The organism is Nocardia gipuzkoensis (assembly GCF_021183645.1).
In the GTDB taxonomy this organism is placed as follows: domain Bacteria; phylum Actinomycetota; class Actinomycetes; order Mycobacteriales; family Mycobacteriaceae; genus Nocardia; species Nocardia abscessus.
Genome location: NZ_CP089225.1, coordinates 1,804,838 through 1,822,493, shown reverse-complemented (window position 1 = coordinate 1,822,493; position 17,656 = coordinate 1,804,838). Strand labels below are relative to the sequence as shown.

Here is a 17,656-nt window from a genome sequence, read left to right as displayed (position 1 = left end):
GGGGTGGAGTGTGAACGTCGGTCGAGATCTGTACAGGCGCGCCGCGTCCGCCGCCGTCGCCGCGGCCCTCGCGTTGTCCGTGGGCGGGTGCAGTCAGGTGGTCTCCGGAACCGCGCAGCCGGTCGGCGGAAGCCAGCCGGTCAACACCAAGCTGGACAAGCTGCTACGCGAATGCGAGATCCTCTCCGACGAGCAGATCGGCAAGGCGATCGGGGAGAGCGTCTCGGTCTCGGACGCGTTCTTCGGCGCGGTCTGCATGTGGGACCTGGTCGGCGCGCCCGGCGGCAACGGCATGGCCACGCTGAACTGGTACGAGAACGGAACGCTGAGCAACGAGAAGCAGACGAACAACAAGCTCGGCTACGAAACCACCAACATCACCATTCAGAGTTCGCTCGCGCTGCAGATCCGCAGGCCGAAGGATCCCGACTCCTGCGGTGTCACGGCGAGCGCCCCGGACAACGGCGTGATCGGCTGGTGGATCAACTACCGGCCCGGCTCGGCGCACCCCGACCCCTGCGACGCGGCCAAGAAGTTGATGGAAATGACCTTGAACCTGGCCAGGTAGACGATCACGGAACCGACCCGCTTTGACCCTGTGTCCCGGCCGCGGGTATCGTGGATCGCTGTGCCCGGAAGCATACGGGCAAGTTCGTGCGTGACCGTAGGCCAGCGAGAGCGGCCGACGAATCCAGCGTGCCCGGAATTCGGGCTCCGCGCCGCGCGCGACACGCCCGACCTCGGGACGCGAGAAACGTGGCCGGACGTGCGAGTGAAAGCTCGATGACAGCGGTGTGAACGACGGGCCGGGAAGTGGAAGCCAGCGCGACCACGAACGGCCCCGGGAGCGCCGCGAACTTAAAACAGACATGAAGTCCACACACCGCGTTAACTAATAAGGAAAGCCGGTCTATGCCAACCATCAACCAGCTGGTCCGCAAGGGTCGCCGCGACAAGGTCGCCAAGACGAAGACCGCGGCCCTCAAGGGGAGCCCGCAGCGTCGTGGCGTGTGCACCCGCGTGTACACCACGACCCCGAAGAAGCCGAACTCCGCGCTGCGCAAGGTCGCGCGTGTTCGCCTGACCAGCTCGGTCGAGGTCACGGCCTACATCCCCGGCGAGGGTCACAACCTGCAGGAGCACTCGATGGTGCTCGTGCGCGGCGGTCGTGTGAAGGACCTCCCGGGTGTGCGCTACAAGATCATCCGTGGCTCCCTCGACACCCAGGGTGTGAAGAACCGCAAGCAGGCCCGCAGCCGTTACGGCGCCAAGAAGGAGAAGAGCTGATATGCCACGCAAGGGCCCCGCACCCAAGCGTCCGCTGATCAACGACCCGGTCTACGGTTCGCCGCTGGTTACTCAGCTGGTCAACAAGATCCTGCTGGACGGCAAGAAGTCCACCGCCGAGCGCATCGTCTACGGTGCGCTGGAGCAGGCGCGTGAGAAGACCGGCACCGATCCGGTCGTCACCCTCAAGCGCGCGCTGGACAACGTCAAGCCCGCACTCGAGGTCAAGCCGCGCCGCGTCGGTGGCGCCACCTACCAGGTGCCGGTCGAGGTCCGTCCGGGCCGCTCGAACACCCTGGCGCTGCGCTGGCTGGTCAACTACTCGCGGGCGCGCCGGGAGAAGACCATGGTCGAGCGCCTGGCCAACGAACTGCTCGACGCCAGCAACGGCCTCGGCGCCTCGGTCAAGCGCCGCGAGGACACCCACAAGATGGCCGAGTCCAACCGGGCCTTCGCGCACTACCGCTGGTGACGTCTGCCCGGCCCGTCGTCTGGGTCGGGAGGCACAGCCGGAACGCGGCACTCACCGGCCGCGTCCGGCGTTGACATAGAGGCGACCACAGGGTCGTCCCCGATAATCCCAACTAGCTACGAGCGGGGAAGATTTCCGTGGCACAGGACGTGCTCACCGACCTGAACAAGGTCCGCAACATCGGCATCATGGCCCACATCGATGCGGGCAAGACGACCACAACTGAACGCATCCTCTTCTACACCGGCATCACGTACAAGATCGGTGAGGTCCACGACGGCGCTGCCACGATGGACTGGATGGAGCAGGAGCAGGAGCGTGGTATCACCATCACCTCCGCGGCTACCACGTGCTTCTGGAAAGACAACCAGATCAACATCATCGACACCCCCGGGCACGTCGACTTCACCGTGGAGGTGGAGCGGTCGTTGCGCGTGCTCGATGGCGCCGTCGCGGTGTTCGACGGCAAGGAAGGCGTCGAGCCGCAGTCCGAGCAGGTGTGGCGTCAGGCGGACAAGTACGACGTGCCGCGGATCTGCTTCGTCAACAAGATGGACAAGCTCGGTGCGGATTTCTACTTCACCGTGCAGACCATCAAGGACCGCCTCGGCGCCAAGCCGCTGGTCATCCAGCTGCCGATCGGCGCGGAGGACACCTTCGAGGGCATCATCGACCTGGTCGAGAACAACGCCAAGGTGTGGCGTGGCGAGACCAAGCTCGGTGAGCAGTACGAGGTCGTGGAGATCCCGGACGACCTGAAGGACCGGGCCGAGCAGTACCGCCAGGAACTGCTGGAGACCGTCGCCGAGTCGGACGAGGCGCTGCTGGAGAAATTCTTCGGCGGCGAAGAGCTGACCATCGATGAGATCAAGGGCGCCATCCGCAAGCTGACGGTGACCTCCGAGCTCTACCCCGTGCTGTGTGGCTCGGCGTTCAAGAACAAGGGCGTGCAGCCCATGCTGGACGCGGTCATCGACTACCTGCCCTCGCCGCTGGACGTGGAGGCCACCACCGGCCACGTGCCCGGCAAGGAAGAGGAGCTGCTCACCCGCAAGCCGAGCGCCGACGAGCCCTTCGCGGCCCTGGCGTTCAAGATCGCGGTGCACCCGTTCTTCGGCAAGCTGACCTACGTCCGCGTGTACTCCGGCAAGGTCGACTCCGGCGCCCAGGTGATCAACTCGACCAAGGGCAAGAAGGAGCGTCTGGGCAAGCTGTTCCAGATGCACTCCAACAAGGAGAACCCGGTCGGCGCGGCCTCGGCAGGCCACATCTACGCGGTCATCGGCCTCAAGGACACCACCACCGGTGACACCCTGTGCGATCCGCAGAACCAGATCGTGCTCGAGTCCATGACCTTCCCGGACCCGGTCATCGAGGTCTCCATCGAGCCGAAGACCAAGTCCGACCAGGAGAAGCTGGGCACCGCGATCCAGCGTCTGTCGGAAGAGGACCCGACCTTCTCGGTCAAGCTCGACCAGGAGACCGGCCAGACCGTCATCGGCGGTATGGGCGAGCTGCACCTCGACATTCTCGTCGACCGCATGCGGCGCGAGTTCAAGGTCGAGGCGAACGTCGGTAAGCCGCAGGTGGCCTACCGCGAGACGATCACCAAGCGGGTCGAGAAGCTCGAGTTCACGCACAAGAAGCAGACCGGTGGTTCCGGCCAGTTCGCGAAGGTGATCATCGCCCTCGAGCCGTTCGTCGGCGAGGACGGCGCGCACTACGAGTTCGAGAACAAGGTCACCGGTGGCCGCGTGCCGAAGGAATACATCCCTTCGGTGGACGCCGGTGCCCAGGACGCCATGCAGTACGGTGTGCTCGCCGGCTACCCGCTGGTCAACATGAAGGTCACGCTGCTCGACGGCGCCTACCACGACGTCGACTCGTCGGAAATGGCGTTCAAGATCGCGGGCGCGCAGGCGCTCAAGGAAGCGGCTCGCAAGGCCGGTCCGGTGATCCTCGAGCCGCTGATGGCGGTCGAGGTCACCACGCCCGAGGACTACATGGGCGATGTGATCGGCGACCTGAACTCCCGCCGTGGTCAGATCCAGGCCATGGAGGAACGCAGTGGTGCCCGTGTCGTCAAGGCGCTGGTTCCGCTCTCGGAGATGTTCGGTTACATCGGCGACCTGCGGTCGAAGACCCAGGGCCGGGCGAACTACTCCATGGTGTTCGACTCGTACGCGGAGGTTCCGGCCAACGTGTCGAAGGAGATCATCGCCAAGGCGACCGGCGAGTGAGACCGTCGGGGCGAGTGCCACACTTGCCCCGACAGCCGGGCGTCAGTACGACCCCTTTCAAGTAACCGCACTGCTGCAACTGCACGCACCAACAAGTCCAGGAGGACAAAAAAGTGGCGAAGGCGAAGTTCGAGCGGACGAAGCCGCACGTCAACATCGGCACCATCGGTCACGTCGACCACGGCAAGACCACGCTGACCGCGGCGATCACCAAGGTGCTGGCTGACAAGTACCCGGATCTGAACGAGAGCTTCGCGTTCGATCAGATCGACAAGGCGCCGGAGGAGAAGGCTCGTGGTATCACGATCAACATCTCCCACGTCGAGTACCAGACCGAGAAGCGCCACTACGCGCACGTCGACGCGCCGGGTCACGCCGACTACATCAAGAACATGATCACCGGTGCGGCGCAGATGGACGGCGCCATCCTCGTGGTCGCCGCCACCGACGGCCCGATGCCGCAGACCCGTGAGCACGTGCTGCTCGCCCGTCAGGTCGGCGTGCCCTACATCCTGGTCGCGCTGAACAAGGCCGACATGGTCGACGACGAGGAAATCCTCGAGCTCGTCGAGATGGAGGTCCGCGAGCTGCTGGCCTCGCAGGAGTTCGACGAGGACGCGCCGGTCGTGCGGGTCTCCGGTCTGAAGGCGCTCGAGGGCGACCCGAAGTGGTCGGAGTCGGTGCTGGAGCTGATGGCCGCGGTCGACGAGTCCATCCCGGACCCGGTGCGTGAGACCGACAAGCCGTTCCTGATGCCGGTCGAGGACGTGTTCACCATCACCGGTCGTGGCACCGTCGTCACCGGTCGCGTCGAGCGTGGCGTGATCAACGTGAACGAGGAAGTCGAGATCGTCGGCATCCGTCCGGACAAGACCAAGACCACGGTCACCGGTATCGAGATGTTCCGCAAGCTGCTCGACCAGGGCCAGGCGGGCGACAACGTCGGTCTGCTGGTTCGTGGTATCAAGCGTGAGGACGTGGAGCGCGGCCAGGTCGTCGTGAAGCCGGGCACCACCACCCCGCACACCGAGTTCGAGGGCCAGGCGTACATCCTGTCGAAGGACGAGGGCGGCCGCCACACCCCGTTCTTCAACAACTACCGTCCGCAGTTCTACTTCCGTACGACTGACGTGACGGGCGTTGTGACCCTGCCCGAGGGCACCGAGATGGTCATGCCCGGTGACAACACCGAGATGCTCGTCAAGCTGATCCAGCCGGTCGCCATGGACGAGGGTCTGCGCTTCGCGATCCGCGAAGGTGGCCGCACCGTCGGCGCCGGTCGCGTCACGAAGATCATCAAGTGATTCGCTGAATCGCTGGTAACGGCGCCGCTCCTTCGGGAGCGGCGCCGTTCGCGTTTTCCCGACTTCGCTGCGGGCGGTCCGATACATCCGAGGTAGTGTGGATGTTATGAGTGCTGCCTACGACGTGGTTCCGTTCAGCGACTTACTACATAAGCCCGCGGTCACCACGAGGCTCTTGGACGACGTGCGCGCGTTGCGGTTGCGTCGGCGTGACGCCGATGATCTGGCGCTCATGCGGGTAGCGCAGATGGATGCCGAAGGCGTGGTTGTCGATTTCACCGCGCGACTGCTCGCGGGTCTGGTCCGCCGCCTGGGAGCGGAGGCCGTGCGCGATGTCCTGCCCGACGCCGTTCCCTGGGTGACCTTCCTTCCGGCAGGGGACCTCGATCAGTTCCTCGATGAATTGGTCGCGGTAGCGCGGGGTGCGGCGGCCTTGGAGAACCTCGCTCCACTGGCCACGCTGCTGACACAGTGGCGGCACACAGCCGAGATCCATGCCGACCCGGCGCTGCTGGCGATTCTGACTCGTGAGCCGGAAGGCGATCTCGGCCCGGTCCCGGTGCCCGAGCCGGAGGAGCCTGCCGAATGAGTCCGAAGCGTGGCGATCGCGTCGCGCCCCCTGCGGTCGGCGAAGAATTCGAAGTCCGGTTCGCGACAACCGAAGCCTGTACCGGATGGGAGCATTTGGCGCAGCACGCGGCTGCCAATCTTCGTCGGGCGTTCGACGCCATCCGCTCGAATCCCAGGGCATCGGCAAACCCGGATCGGCAGCACCGTCTCAAGGGTTCGATGGGATCGGCGGTGTGGAAGGGTGCCACTCTCGAGCGCTGGCAGTACGAAGTCACCAGCGGAGGCAGAATCTGGTACCTGATCGATGACGAGCATCGAACCACCTGGATAACGCACGCGGGAACCGGCCATCCGAAGGCCACGGAAGGCTGATCCAGCTGGTAACGGCGCCGCTCCTTCGGGAGCGGCGCCGTTCGCGTTTTCCGGGGACGTGGCACGAGCGCTACGCGGATGCGCCCATCATGGGGCACATCGTTTTTCGAGTGCTCCGGCTCAGCAGGCGTAAGCGCGGCCGACGGTCGGTTCGCGCTCCGCTTCCGGTAGTTCGCGCAGGCAGCCGAGCGGAACGACGCCTTCGCTGCTCAGCTGCACGCCGGTGCGCTGGGCAGGGTTCACGCAGGTGAGGCCGGTTGTCGCGAGGCGGCAGAGGTATTCGCCGAAGGTGACGGTGCTGTCGTACGGCAATGTGGGGCCCTCGCCGTTGATGAAAAGTCCTGGGTCGCCTCGGAATTGACCCACCGTCAACCGCTGCCCGGAGTAGGTCACGTACCCGCCGAACCACTGCCCGTAGCCCTCACCCGGCGCGGGCGCCGGTTCCTTCAGCTCGACCAGGCAGTCGAATCCGTCGAAATCGAACTCGACGCCGGTGATGCAGCTGATCTTGTGGGTGGGGCTGACGAACGCGATGTCGCTGCGCAGATCGGTCATCGGGCCGCCGTCGATCCGCACCGAGTGGAAGCCGGTGAGATCGGCCGGCGACCCTTGCCGAACCCACTCGGTTCTATCCGCCAGATTCCCATTCTTGTCCGGCGCCCCGGCCTGCGACGGCCCGGCCCCTACCTGTGACGACCCCGCCACGGGCTGCGGCTTCCCTGCCGTGACCTGCGCGCATCCACCCAGCAGCAGTACCAGCCCTACCGCAACCACCCACCGCATACCGCTCACAGTATCCCGGTGCCGCAAGAGAATTCACCTCTCGAGCGGATCATGTCATGGCAAACCGATCTCTGCACGACGCGGCGGCTAAGAGGGCGTGGGGGAGTTCGCGGTGGCGACCAACAGGCGGTGCAGCACCTGTGCGGGCGGTGCGGCTCGCGCGGCGTTCAAGACCACGTCGGTGAATGCCTCGGCCAAAGCGCCAGATCCCCGTCACTGAAGCGGAACGCGATGCCGTCGCGAACGTGCTCGGCCAGTTCAATCCCCCAGTGGAGGGATACCGCTACCTCAACGACCCCCAAGGCATGCTTTCTGAACTCCACGTGGTCACCGCGTAGATCCTCGTGATCCGATCGGGGCCGGGCGGCCGAGTCGTCCTTGGCGGCGACGCCATTGAGCCAGTTGTAGGCACTGGAAACCGAGGCATCCCTGATCGCTGTCAACCAAGCCCGCGGCAGTCCCGAAGCCACACCATCTGCGTGGGACACGATCTCGGCTGCACCGATGAATTCTGTGTGGATCCGCCGTCGATACCGCTGGATGCACCGACAGCGGCGGTGGGCCTGTGCTGGGACCGTTCCAGCGCGGGAGGAAACACATGGAGGCAATGATGAGCGTCGACGACCTCGCGCAGCAGCAAACGGTCCGGACAGTGATCCGCACGGGTGAGCAGGTGGCGCAGTGAGCGGTATCAGGGTGTTGGTAGCGGGGGCGAGCATCGCGGGGCCCGCGCTGGTGCACTGGCTGCGCCGGCGGGGGGCCGAGGTGACCGTGGTGGAGCGGGCTCCCGAATTGCGTCCCGGCGGGCAGGCGGTGGACGCGCGCGGGGTGGCCAAGGAGGTCATCCGGCGGATGGGGCTGGACGCGGCGGTGCGCGCGGCCTGCACCGAGACCGCCGGCGCGTACACCGTGGACGTGGACGGGAACGTGCTGGAGACCTACCGCGCGGACGACAACGGCGGCGACGGGTACATCTCGGAGATCGAGATCCTGCGCGGGGATCTGTCCCGGGTGCTCTACGACGACACCCGAGATGGTGCCGAATACATCTTCGGCGACCGGATCGCTGAACTCACCCAGGACGCTGACGGGGTCGACGTGGCCTTCGCCGGCGGCGACCGGCGGCGCTTCGACCTGGTGGTCGGGGCGGACGGGCTGCACTCGGCGCTGCGAGCGATGGTCTTCGGGCCACGGGAGCGGTTCGTCCGCCACCTCGGACACGTGCTGGCCTTCTACAGTGTGCCCAACGAATTCGGGCTGGACCGCTGGCTGATCGACTACCAGGAGTCCGGGCGCTCCGCCGGCCTGCGGCCCATCCCCGACGCCACCCGGGCGATGGCCATGTTCTCCTTCCCTGCGGCCGACCTCGAGGTCGACTACCGCGACGTCGCGGCCCAGAAGCGCCTGCTGCGTGAGCGGATGGCGGGCATGGGCTGGTTGACCCCGCGCATCCTGACGCACTTGGACGACACCCCGGACTTCTACCTCGACCAGGTCGCCCAAGTGGTGATGGACCGCTGGTCGAACGGGAGGGTGGGGCTGCTCGGGGACGCGGCGTTCAGCTCGTCACCGATGTCCGGGGCGGGCACCGGGCTGGCCCTGGTCGGCGCCTACCTACTGGCCGGCGAACTGGCCGCCGCCGGGTGGGACCCGGAAGCCGGGTTCGCCGGCTACGAGAGGCGGATGCGCTCGTTCGTCGAGGCAAACCAGGAGATCGGCCGGTTGCACGTGCGCAGCCGCGACGTCCCTGGCCCGGACACCGAGCCGAGCCCTGATTTCGACAGCGAATGGTTCACCGAACTGATCGAGCGTGCGATCAACGGCGTCGAGCTGCCCGACTACGCCGGGGTGCCGGACTCCGGAGCCCCGGCCGAACCACCGATCACCTCATCGGCCAAGCCGTAGGTGTTCATCGATTGCGTTGTGGCACTCCGGCATCCGGGTGTCGATCGGGGGTGCGCAGGGGCGCGCCGACGTGGTGCAGGTGTCTCAGCGCCTCGCGGTAAGAGGAGATCAGCCCGGTTTCGTGGTAGGGCACGCCGATTTCGGTGCAGTAGTCGCGGACGATCACCTGGGCGTGACGCAGGTTCGGCGTCGGCATGCTCGGGAACAAATGGTGCTCGATCTGATAGTTGAGCCCGCCGAGCGCGAAGTCGGTCAACGCGCCACCCCGCACGTTCCGGGAGGTCAGCACCTGGCGGCGGAGGTAGTCGGGGCGTTCGTCGCCGGTCAAGGTCGGCATGCCCTTGTGGTTCGGGGCGAAGATGCAGCCCATGTACAGGCCGAAGAGGCCCTGGTGGACAGCGAGGAACGCGAAGGCTTTGTCGGCGGGCAGAACCGCGAACAGTGCGGTCAGGTAGGCGGCGAAGTGGCCGAACAGCAGTGCGCCCTCCAATCCGCGGTGTTTGACCGATCGATTTCGGAGCGCACGTACGCCGGCCACATGGAGGTTCAGGCCCTCCAGCAACAGGAGGGGGAAGAACAGGAACGCCTGCGCCCTCCCGATGAGACGAGCCAGACCGCGGCTGGACCGTGCCTGCTGTTGTGACCAGACCAGAATGTCGGGCGCGACATCGGGGTCGAGTTCCTCGTGATTCGGGTTGGCGTGATGCCGGGTGTGCTTGTCCTGCCACCAGCCGTAGCCCAGGCCGATGCCGGCGTTGCCGACGACTCGTCCCACGAGCTCCGTCCGCCGCCGCAACCGGAAGACTTGGCGGTGTGCGACATCGTGCATGACGAGTGCGATTTGCGCGAACGACACGGCCATGAACGCCGCGACCAGCAGCGTCCACCACGAATCGCCGACGAGGACGAACGCCGCCCACCCGGCTGCGAACGCGACCCCGACGAGGCCGAGCCGGACGGCGTAGTAGACGGGGCGCCGGTCCATCAGCCCCGCGTCGGAGATCCGGCGCAATAGACGGGCGTAGTCACCGTCAGCGCCGCGCCGCGTTGACCGTGGAGATGACTCGGGGACCAAGGCAGGTGTCGTCATAGATCTTCCTGAGAGCTGAGTCGGAGACGCCACCTCCGTCCGTCGACGATGCCGGCCGGTCGATGTCGGAGCGGGCGCCGATGTCGATACCCCGAAGCTATCGGCCGGATTCTCGTTACTCGTAATCCCCTGGTATGACATGGAATCAAACTGCGGTGTGAGATCGGATTTCCACCGCGGACCGAGGCGGCTGACCGGTATGTGCTGTGGCCGGCCGACTTTCGTCGATGTTCCTGTGTGAGATCGGGTTCGGCGTGTCGCGCGGAAGGCTGACGCACCGTTCGCGGGTCGGGGGACAGGTCGCCGACTAGACTTCGCCGTGTGCCAAGCTGTCGCTCGATCTCTCGCGCTGGAATCGCATGAGGGCCGTCGTATACGACCGCTACGGCGGTCCCGACGTTCTGTCGATCGCGGAGGTCCCGGTGCCTTCCCCGGGGCCGAAAGAGGTGCTCGTCCAGGTGCACGCTACGTCGATCAACCTCTCCGACTGGGAGACCTTGCGGGGGACACCGCTGTATTCGCGCATCGGCGGGCTCCGGGCACCCAGACGCCCGGTTCTCGGATCCGATATCGCCGGGCGGGTCGAGGTGGTCGGCTCCGAGGTCACTCAATTCGCGCCGGGTGACGAGGTCTACGGCGACAATCTCATGCTCAAGGGCGGGTTCGCGGAATACGCGGTGGCTCCCGAATCAGCGCTGGCCCGCAAACCGGCGGCGTTGAGCTTCGCCGAGGCGTCGACCCTGCCGCAAGCGGGGGCGATCGCATTGCAGGGCACGGCCGGTATCGCAGCCGGTATGTCGGTGTTGATCAACGGTGCGGGCGGAGGCTCGGGAGCGTTCGCGATCCAGTTGGCCAAGAGTGCCGGGGCGCATGTGACCGGGGTGGACAACGCCGCCAAACTGGCGTTCATGCGCACGCTCGGCGCCGACGAGGTCATCGACTATCGCGCAGAGGACTTCACCCGGACCGGACCGTACGACCGGGTACTCGACCTCGTCGCCCACCGGTCGGTCTTCGCCTATCGCAGGTCGGTCGCCCGCGGCGGCCGGTACCGCTGCGTCGGCGGCACCACAGGCGCGTTGCTGCGGATGACGACGGTCGGCGCGGTCGCCGGGATGATGACCGGCCGCAGGCTCGGGGTCCTCGCGGTGAAGGAAGGGCCCGCGCACTTCACACCCCTCGCGGAGTCGTGTGTCGCGGGCCGGATCGATATCCACATCGACCGCAGTTTCCCGCTCGAGGAGACCGCGGTCGCGCTGGCCCATGTCGGCGCGGGGCGCGCACTCGGCAAAGTGGTGGTCGAGATCCGCTGATCGGATAGTGCGTCCCCGACACGTCCGGGCCAGTGCGACACGTTGACCTGTGACGTCACTTTCCACCGATAGCAACCGATCTCGGCGCCCCTTCGCCGCTCTGCCGGCGCGCTCGGAGTTCGTCCGCGACTGGGTGCGGACGATGGCGAAAGCCGAGTTCCACTCAGGTATCGGCAATAGTGGCCCATCGGCGCGTGAGTCGGCGGCATGCGTGGACGAGTTGGGGTGGGTGAAGGTCGGTGAGTTCGGTGTCGAAGGTGGCGAGGATGCCGGCGACACCGGCCCAAGACCAGGCGCCGAGAGTGAGCCGGCAGTGTTCGGTGTCGAGGTGTTCCACGACGGAGCCGCCTGGCGCCCAGCGGGCCACGATGTGAGCGGGCAGGTTGAGCCGTGCGGTGCCGGTGCATGGCCAGAGTTCACCGAGAAGTTGAACTGGATACTCGACTGTACGACGACCCGCCTGGCGACGGACGTGTGGTCTGCGTAGACGAGTTCGGGCCGTTGAACCTGCAGCCTCGCCCAGGTCGCGGCTGGTTTGCTCGGCGAACACCGAAACGTCTGCGTGCGACCTGCAACCGCACCCAGGGGGGCGGCACATGTTCGGTGCCCTGGACCTGCGCACCGGACAGTTGTACTACCGCATCCGCGACCGGAAACGCTGGACGGAGTTCCTGGACTTCCTGAAGTCCCTGCGTCGACGCTGGCCAGCTCAAAAGCTGTATCTGATCGTGGACAATATTCGGTTCACAAGCGTCGCGAGGTGCGGCACTGGTGCGCGGCCAATGATGTGGAACTGGTGTTTACGCCGACCTATTCATCCTGGTTGAACCGCATCGAGTGTGAGTTCTCCGCGTTGCGGTACTTCGCGCTGGGCGGCACCGACCACCGCAGCCATAGCGAACAGGACGACGCGATCGGCTTCTACATCCGCTGGCGCAACCAGCATGCCGAACCGATCCGCGACTTCGCCGTCGGATCGAAGATCCGGCATCCCGATTACCTACCGAAAGTTGCCTGACGCGGCACTAGTTGCAGGCCGTAGCGGACAACCGGCGTTGCGCAGCCCAATGATGCCAGCCTCAATGCCATACGCCGTCACCATTCAAAGACGAGACTCCACCACATCCCCTCAATGGACACGATGATGATCATGGTTATGCCGGCGTAGCCGGGTATAACGCCGAGCCCGGCCAGGAATCGAATCCTCGCGGAATTCCGGGCACGAAAGTGCATGCGTATGGTACTGACAATAACGATCACAGTCCAGATTGCCAGGGCAGCAATCGATCCCGCCGGGATGGCCCATAAGTAGAGGGCTTCCACCAGGGCCATCATGCAGACAAAGGTCAGCGCGGCGCCCGATACGACGCCAAGGATGAGCTGCCAACAGTACCCGAGCCAGGTCGAGGCCGTATTGCGGATGCTCATTTGCCTGCCCATCTGTCCACGTAGCGCTCCTTCAGCCCGTACCGGTCTATGTCGCATTGGGGTTGGTGGACGGATTCATCACTCCGCCGGGGTGTGATCGGCGGCCAGGAATTGATCCACGGCCTGGACGTCGTCGTCGATAGGTTCGAGGAGGCGTTCGTTGAGCACGGGAATTGGGCGGTCCAGCCAAGCGGGGTGTTCGCCCTCGGCGGGCAGCAGGTCGTGTCGTTCGGCGAATTGTTCGGCGAGGTGTCGGACCGACTCGCGCAACGCGCTGACCACCACTCCTTCCGCCAGGCCGGTCAGCTCCTCCAGCAGCGCCCTGACCCGGTCGAGCTGGTCAATTTCGGTGCTGTCGGCCTGGATGTGTGGCCACAGTGTGCGTTCGAAGATGTCGGCGAAGTCGGCCGCGATCTGATCGGTGTGGGCACGCAACCGGACGACTTGGTCGAGCACCTCACTCGCCGGTATTTCCAGTTCAGCGACACGGAGTCCGCTGGTGAGCGCCCAGCGTCGCGCCTGCGGCCTGCCGCGCCGCCAACGGATCAACCCGAGCTGAGTTGCCTTGCGCAGCAAGCTGGGCCGCAGGTCCTTCGACTTGATCATCACTCTGATCTCGCGCAGGCCGAACGGCACCCAATCCTCGGGGCCGCCGGGCAGCGCGAGCAGATCGGCAACCGTCGCACCCTGTGCACGGGCGCTCAGTAGTTCGGTGATCGAGGCGAGCGAGAAGCCGCGATCCTGTAGTCGCTGCACCAACTCGAGGCGCTGCAGGTGCGAGCTGTCGTAGCGTGCGGTGCGGCCGACCCGACGAGGCGCATGTAGCAACCCCTTCGACTGATACATCCGCACGGTGCTCGTCGGCACACCGGCTCGCGCGGCCAGCTCCTCCACGGTGAGATCACTGTCTGTCGCTCGCATGAATCGAGCATTACAGCGTTGATTTATATAGTCAATACTCTTGTAGTAAACGCTCGAAGTATCACGAACTGTGCAGTCGAGGACGGGTCTGGCGCCGATCAACTCTCAAAACCCAGGCCGAGGCGACACTGGCCTCGGATTTCGGTACCGCAATCCCTGACCTCGAAGGCCGCCGGGGAACGCCGCGGCGAACCGGGCCGACTACCTGGCGAAGTCGCAGCGGGTATCGGGTTGGGCGTTGCGAGACGCAGTCGCCGATGGTCGCACGGCATGACCTGGCGGTGGATGGGGTTTCCTGCCAGCTGCCAGTCGGCGCCTTGCACCGGCAGTACAAGGCGGTCGGCGGATCGTCGTCCGTGCAACGTCACTCAGGAGCTGGACTACGCAGATCCGGAGCAGCCTGTCGAGAACTGATCGTTCTCGGTTCCCGGCCCACGATCAACCCGCCACTCCGGCGATTACCGCATCAACCTTCCTGGACGCGGCACTAGCCCGGTGAATCGGGTTGCGACTTGCTCGAGTTGATCGATATCGACGGTGAACCGGCTGCTCATAGATTCAGACTCGTCGAGCCCAGGTTGGTTGCGTCCGGCAGAGTGGTGTACCAGCGATTTCGGAGCGACCGCGTGAGCGTGTCGTAGCCGGATAGTGGGCGGTCACCGCGTGATCCTTCTTGAACCGCCAAGCTCAACGAAGGAGAAGTTCACGCGATGACCTCTGTCGAGCCTATCGACCCGTCGAAGTTGTTGTCCGATCAACTCGCCGTCGCCAGCCCTGACCTGCTGCGCACCATGCTCTCGACGTTCATCCAGTCGCTGATGAGCGCCGAAGCCGACGCGGTGTGCGGTGCCGGCTACGGCGAACGCTCGCCCGAGCGGGTCAACTCCCGCAACGGCTACCGGCATCGTGATTTCGACACCCGGGTCGGCACGATCGACGTCGCGATCCCGAAACTGCGATCGGGCAGCTACTTCCCCGACTGGCTGCTGGAGCGCCGCAAACGCGCCGAACGCGCACTCACCAGCGTGGTCGCCACCTGCTATCTGCTCGGAGTATCCACCCGGCGGATGGAGAAGCTTGTCGAATCCCTCGGGATCACAAGCCTGTCCAAGTCGCAGGTGTCGATGATGGCCCGCGACCTGGACGCCCAGGTCGAAGCGTTCCGCACCCGTCCGCTGGATCAAGGTCCATACACCTTCGTCGCCGCCGACGCCATGGTGCTGAAAGTCCGGGAGAACGGGCGGGTGGTGAACGTGCACTGCCTGATCGCGACCGGCGTCAACGCCGAGGGCTACCGCGAAATCCTCGGTATCCAAGTCACCTCAGGTGAGGACGGAGCCGGTTGGCTGTCGTTCTTCCGGGACCTGGTCGCCCGCGGCCTGACCGGAGTCCGTCTGGTCACCTCCGACGCACACGCCGGACTGGTAGCCGCGATCGGCGCCACCCTGCCCGGCGCGAGCTGGCAGCGCTGCCGCACCCACTACACAGTCAATCTGATGTCGGTGTGTCCGAAAACGTCGTGGCCGTGGGTGCGGACCCTGCTGCACTCGGTATTCGATCAAGCAGACCCGGAATCAGTTGCCGCCCAATACGACCGGATGCTCGACGCGTTGACCGAGAAACTGCCGAAAGTCGCCGACCACCTCGACACCGCCCGCGCCGACCTGCTCGCGTTCACCAGCTTCCCCAAACAGATCTGGCGCCAGATCTGGTCCAACAACCCCCAAGAACGGTTGAACAAGGAGATCCGCCGCCGCACCGACGTCGTCGGCATCTTCCCCGACCGCGCCGCGATCATCCGCCTCGTCGGCGCCGTGCTCGCCGAACAACACGACGAATGGATCGAAGGCCGCCGCTACCTCGGCCTCGACGTCCTGACCCGATCCCGCACCACCACCGACACCAACCCGAATGAACAGGAGGAAACCACCACCCCAGCCCTCACCGCCTGACCACCAACCGGATCAGCGGTGACCGCCCCTCCTACACCACGCCCCTGGACTTGACCCCCAGGTTCGCAGCGGACGCTCCATCCTGCTGCTCGTAACTGCCTGCCACCACCCCGAGTGAACCGGCCAGAGCAGCAAGGGAGTTCAACAACTGCGTACCATTTTCATGGACGGCGAGCCACCCCTCCCCGAACGTGTCCGCAGCTGTTCCGGTCCAGCTGCCGACTAAGCCATCCACTTCCCGTGCAGCGACATCGAGAGCCGACCTCAGCGCTTGAACCAGGTTCGACATATGCTGACCGAGTTCATCGACTTCGTCAGGTACGACGGAAACCCGCTGACTTGAATTCGGTGTCCCCCCAGCACTACTCACGCAGCAATGCTACTCGCGGCCTAGGCTCAATGCCGCAGCGATGACTGGGAAAGCGACAAGATCATCGACCGAATACTCGACGTTGCGAAGAACCCGGACCAGCCGCCAGTCCTCCAGGACAACGGCAACTGGAAGGTCAACGGCACCCGCAACGGCGTCCGAATCGAAGTCATCGTCGCTCCCGACGGCTCAGTCGTGACCGGCTACCCCATCTGCGGCGAGGGTGTAGTCAGGAACGACGCGAATGGCGACCCGATCAAATAGGCTAGGAGAGCGATGAATCCGGACAGGGCGGCACGAGAAGCGTGAAAGCGTCAGCGAGACCCGCAAGCCATCGAAGCTCGTAACCGCCGGCTCAACAAGATTAGTAAGGACTCGCGAGACCTTCTCGAAAGCGTCGCCGACCGCCTGCCGTCTGATCTGGTCGAAAGCTACCGGACCTATAGCGACGTGGGTGAGTGGGCGATGCTCGTCGACGTGCTGTGCGCCAGTCTCGTCAAGCGCCAGATCCCGGTCACTGAAGCGGAACGCGATGCCGTGGCGAACGTGCTCGGCCAGTTCAATCCCCCAGTGGAGGGGTATCGCTACCTCAACGACCCCCAAGGCGTGCTTTCTGAGCTCATAATATCGGTCTTGTCGGGATTCTCCGAGAAAACGCGTTGACCTCCGGAAACACCGACGCTGGTTTGTGCCCTCGGCAGGATTCGAACCTGCGACACCCGCTTTAGGAGAGCGGTGCTCTATCCCCTGAGCTACGAAGGCGTGCTGGGTGGGCTCGGGCCCGCCCGGGACGTTCGCAGTCTACCGGGTGACGGGCCCGGAGTCCGCATCGCTGTCGTTGGGGCGTCGCGGAGGGATCAGAAGCCTCCGCCGTCGAAGCCGCCTCCGCCGTCGAAGCCGCCTCCATCGTTGGACCCGGGATCGTAGCCGCCGCCGTCCGCGGCCGGTCCGCCCTGGAAGTCCTCGCCGTAGCCGCTCTCGAAGCCCTGAGCGTCGTAGCCCACTCCGGACATCCCGGCGAACAGGGACGTGAACAGCAGGGCTGAGCCGATGCCCCAGGCGCCGGCGACCATCGCGGGCTTCCACCAGGGCTCGGAGTACCAGCCCGCGGGTACCGGGCGCCCGGCTACTCGGCCGCCGGGAAAGTAGTTCGGTGTCGACGACGAAGGGCCGGGCGCGGCCGCGACCTGCCTGCCCTCGTATTCGACGACGCGCTTCTCGGTGACCTGCCCCGCGGTGTCCTGGCCGTCGAGGGCCGCGATCGCGGGGCCGGGGTCCATGTTCATCGCGGTCCGCGCGGCCCTGATGTAGTAGAGCCCTTCCAGCGCGGTCTGCTTCGCCAGCCGCGCTTGGGTGGGCGTGCGGGCCTGATCCAGTTGCGAACCGGCCGCGATATGCCGTTCGGAAGCGTCGGCGAGCGCCTGGACGGCGGCGTCGTTGCTACCGCTGAGGCTGTAGACCTGACCGCCCAGCCGTTCGTTCACTTGCCGGGCGTCGGCGAGAGCGTCGGCCAGCGCGAGGGCTCCGCGCTGTTTGCTCTGTCGTATCTGCCACACCAGTGCGGCGATCAGCGCTACAAGCAATAGGGCGATCATCAGCCACGACATGGGCACCTCTTCCGCTCGAGCTCGGACAACGCCAGTTTACTG

General features: G+C 65.5%; 20 protein-coding genes, 1 tRNA gene and 1 pseudogene. 15 read left to right on the top strand and 7 right to left on the bottom strand.

Going from position 1 to position 17,656, the window contains the following annotated elements; translation table 11 throughout:
- Window positions 1–10 precede the first annotated feature (10 nt).
- From LTT66_RS08195 to LTT66_RS08165, 7 genes are all read left to right on the top strand, one after another.
- Window positions 11–568, top strand: coding sequence for a DUF3558 domain-containing protein (locus tag LTT66_RS08195; RefSeq protein WP_233065638.1), 558 nt, complete (start codon window positions 11–13; stop codon window positions 566–568).
- Window positions 569–912: 344 nt separating this feature from the next.
- On the top strand, window positions 913–1,287 hold the full coding sequence (gene rpsL, locus LTT66_RS08190; protein WP_039801925.1) for a 30S ribosomal protein S12: 375 nt from the start codon (window positions 913–915) through the stop codon (window positions 1,285–1,287).
- A gap of 1 nt (window position 1,288) precedes the next feature.
- Entirely contained in the window at window positions 1,289–1,759 is a 471-nt protein-coding gene (gene rpsG / locus LTT66_RS08185; RefSeq protein ID WP_040739280.1) for a 30S ribosomal protein S7, read from the top strand.
- A gap of 137 nt (window positions 1,760–1,896) precedes the next feature.
- Window positions 1,897–3,999, top strand: a complete 2,103-nt coding sequence (gene fusA / locus LTT66_RS08180) for an elongation factor G (protein ID WP_181724429.1) — start codon at window positions 1,897–1,899, stop codon at window positions 3,997–3,999.
- 113 nt (window positions 4,000–4,112) lie between these two features.
- Window positions 4,113–5,303 (top strand): elongation factor Tu, encoded by a 1,191-nt coding sequence (gene tuf / locus LTT66_RS08175; RefSeq protein WP_043698828.1) that lies wholly within the window; start codon window positions 4,113–4,115, stop codon window positions 5,301–5,303.
- 106 nt (window positions 5,304–5,409) lie between these two features.
- Window positions 5,410–5,892: a hypothetical protein gene (locus LTT66_RS08170; protein ID WP_233065636.1), complete on the top strand. Its 483-nt coding sequence runs from the start codon at window positions 5,410–5,412 to the stop codon at window positions 5,890–5,892.
- The gene (locus LTT66_RS08165) at window positions 5,889–6,245 is read left to right on the top strand and encodes a hypothetical protein (RefSeq protein WP_233065634.1); all 357 of its coding nucleotides are present in this window, start codon (window positions 5,889–5,891) and stop codon (window positions 6,243–6,245) included. The genes LTT66_RS08170 and LTT66_RS08165 overlap by 4 nt, the downstream gene beginning before the upstream one ends.
- A 120-nt stretch (window positions 6,246–6,365) precedes the next feature.
- Here the strand turns inward: LTT66_RS08165 and LTT66_RS08160 are convergent, their stop codons facing one another.
- Window positions 6,366–7,028, bottom strand: coding sequence for a hypothetical protein (locus tag LTT66_RS08160; protein ID WP_233065632.1), 663 nt, complete (start codon window positions 7,026–7,028; stop codon window positions 6,366–6,368).
- A gap of 185 nt (window positions 7,029–7,213) precedes the next feature.
- Here LTT66_RS08160 and LTT66_RS08155 point away from each other — a divergent pair, with 185 nt between their 5' ends.
- The gene (locus tag LTT66_RS08155; RefSeq protein WP_233065630.1) at window positions 7,214–7,366 is read left to right on the top strand and encodes a hypothetical protein; all 153 of its coding nucleotides are present in this window, start codon (window positions 7,214–7,216) and stop codon (window positions 7,364–7,366) included.
- A gap of 343 nt (window positions 7,367–7,709) precedes the next feature.
- The gene (locus LTT66_RS08150) at window positions 7,710–8,933 is read left to right on the top strand and encodes an FAD-dependent monooxygenase (protein WP_233065628.1); all 1,224 of its coding nucleotides are present in this window, start codon (window positions 7,710–7,712) and stop codon (window positions 8,931–8,933) included.
- A 4-nt stretch (window positions 8,934–8,937) separates the two neighbouring features.
- Here LTT66_RS08150 and LTT66_RS08145 read toward each other — a convergent pair whose 3' ends face one another.
- Complete coding sequence (locus tag LTT66_RS08145) at window positions 8,938–10,023, bottom strand: fatty acid desaturase family protein (RefSeq protein ID WP_233065626.1); 1,086 nt, start codon at window positions 10,021–10,023, stop codon at window positions 8,938–8,940.
- 359 nt (window positions 10,024–10,382) lie between these two features.
- Between LTT66_RS08145 and LTT66_RS08140 the strand changes: the two genes are divergently transcribed.
- The 3 genes and pseudogenes from LTT66_RS08140 (at window position 10,383) to LTT66_RS08130 (ending at window position 12,354) form a co-directional block, all read left to right on the top strand.
- The gene (locus LTT66_RS08140; RefSeq protein WP_233065623.1) at window positions 10,383–11,336 is read left to right on the top strand and encodes an NAD(P)-dependent alcohol dehydrogenase; all 954 of its coding nucleotides are present in this window, start codon (window positions 10,383–10,385) and stop codon (window positions 11,334–11,336) included.
- Window positions 11,337–11,898: 562 nt separating this feature from the next.
- Window positions 11,899–12,147: pseudogene (locus tag LTT66_RS37220) on the top strand (hypothetical protein); the annotation flags it as partial.
- 12 nt (window positions 12,148–12,159) lie between these two features.
- On the top strand, window positions 12,160–12,354 hold the full coding sequence (locus tag LTT66_RS08130; RefSeq protein WP_233069548.1) for a hypothetical protein: 195 nt from the start codon (window positions 12,160–12,162) through the stop codon (window positions 12,352–12,354).
- A gap of 77 nt (window positions 12,355–12,431) precedes the next feature.
- On the opposite strand, the gene LTT66_RS08125 is transcribed toward LTT66_RS08130, so the two are convergent.
- On the bottom strand, window positions 12,432–12,764 hold the full coding sequence (locus LTT66_RS08125; RefSeq protein WP_233065621.1) for a hypothetical protein: 333 nt from the start codon (window positions 12,762–12,764) through the stop codon (window positions 12,432–12,434).
- Between the two features lie 78 nt (window positions 12,765–12,842).
- Window positions 12,843–13,685 carry a MerR family transcriptional regulator gene (locus LTT66_RS08120; protein ID WP_233065619.1) on the bottom strand — a complete coding sequence of 281 codons (843 nt, stop codon included), beginning with the start codon at window positions 13,683–13,685 and terminating at the stop codon, window positions 12,843–12,845.
- 710 nt (window positions 13,686–14,395) lie between these two features.
- On the opposite strand from LTT66_RS08120, the gene LTT66_RS08115 reads away from it, so the two are divergent.
- On the top strand, window positions 14,396–15,637 hold the full coding sequence (locus LTT66_RS08115; protein ID WP_233062422.1) for an IS256 family transposase: 1,242 nt from the start codon (window positions 14,396–14,398) through the stop codon (window positions 15,635–15,637).
- Window positions 15,638–15,668: 31 nt separating this feature from the next.
- On the opposite strand, the gene LTT66_RS08110 is transcribed toward LTT66_RS08115, so the two are convergent.
- The gene (locus tag LTT66_RS08110; protein ID WP_233069063.1) at window positions 15,669–15,926 is read right to left on the bottom strand and encodes a WXG100 family type VII secretion target; all 258 of its coding nucleotides are present in this window, start codon (window positions 15,924–15,926) and stop codon (window positions 15,669–15,671) included.
- Between the two features lie 141 nt (window positions 15,927–16,067).
- Between LTT66_RS08110 and LTT66_RS37355 the strand changes: the two genes are divergently transcribed.
- Together LTT66_RS37355 and LTT66_RS08105 are read left to right on the top strand one after the other, a co-directional pair.
- Window positions 16,068–16,271, top strand: coding sequence for an EndoU domain-containing protein (locus LTT66_RS37355; protein WP_408638827.1), 204 nt, complete (start codon window positions 16,068–16,070; stop codon window positions 16,269–16,271).
- Window positions 16,272–16,457: 186 nt separating this feature from the next.
- Window positions 16,458–16,670, top strand: coding sequence for a hypothetical protein (locus LTT66_RS08105; protein WP_233065617.1), 213 nt, complete (start codon window positions 16,458–16,460; stop codon window positions 16,668–16,670).
- 26 nt (window positions 16,671–16,696) lie between these two features.
- On the opposite strand, the gene LTT66_RS08100 is transcribed toward LTT66_RS08105, so the two are convergent.
- Together LTT66_RS08100 and LTT66_RS08095 are read right to left on the bottom strand one after the other, a co-directional pair.
- A tRNA-Arg gene (locus tag LTT66_RS08100) sits at window positions 16,697–16,769 on the bottom strand.
- Window positions 16,770–16,864: 95 nt separating this feature from the next.
- Window positions 16,865–17,602, bottom strand: coding sequence for a DUF1542 domain-containing protein (locus LTT66_RS08095; protein ID WP_233069062.1), 738 nt, complete (start codon window positions 17,600–17,602; stop codon window positions 16,865–16,867).
- Window positions 17,603–17,656: the final 54 nt, after the last annotated feature.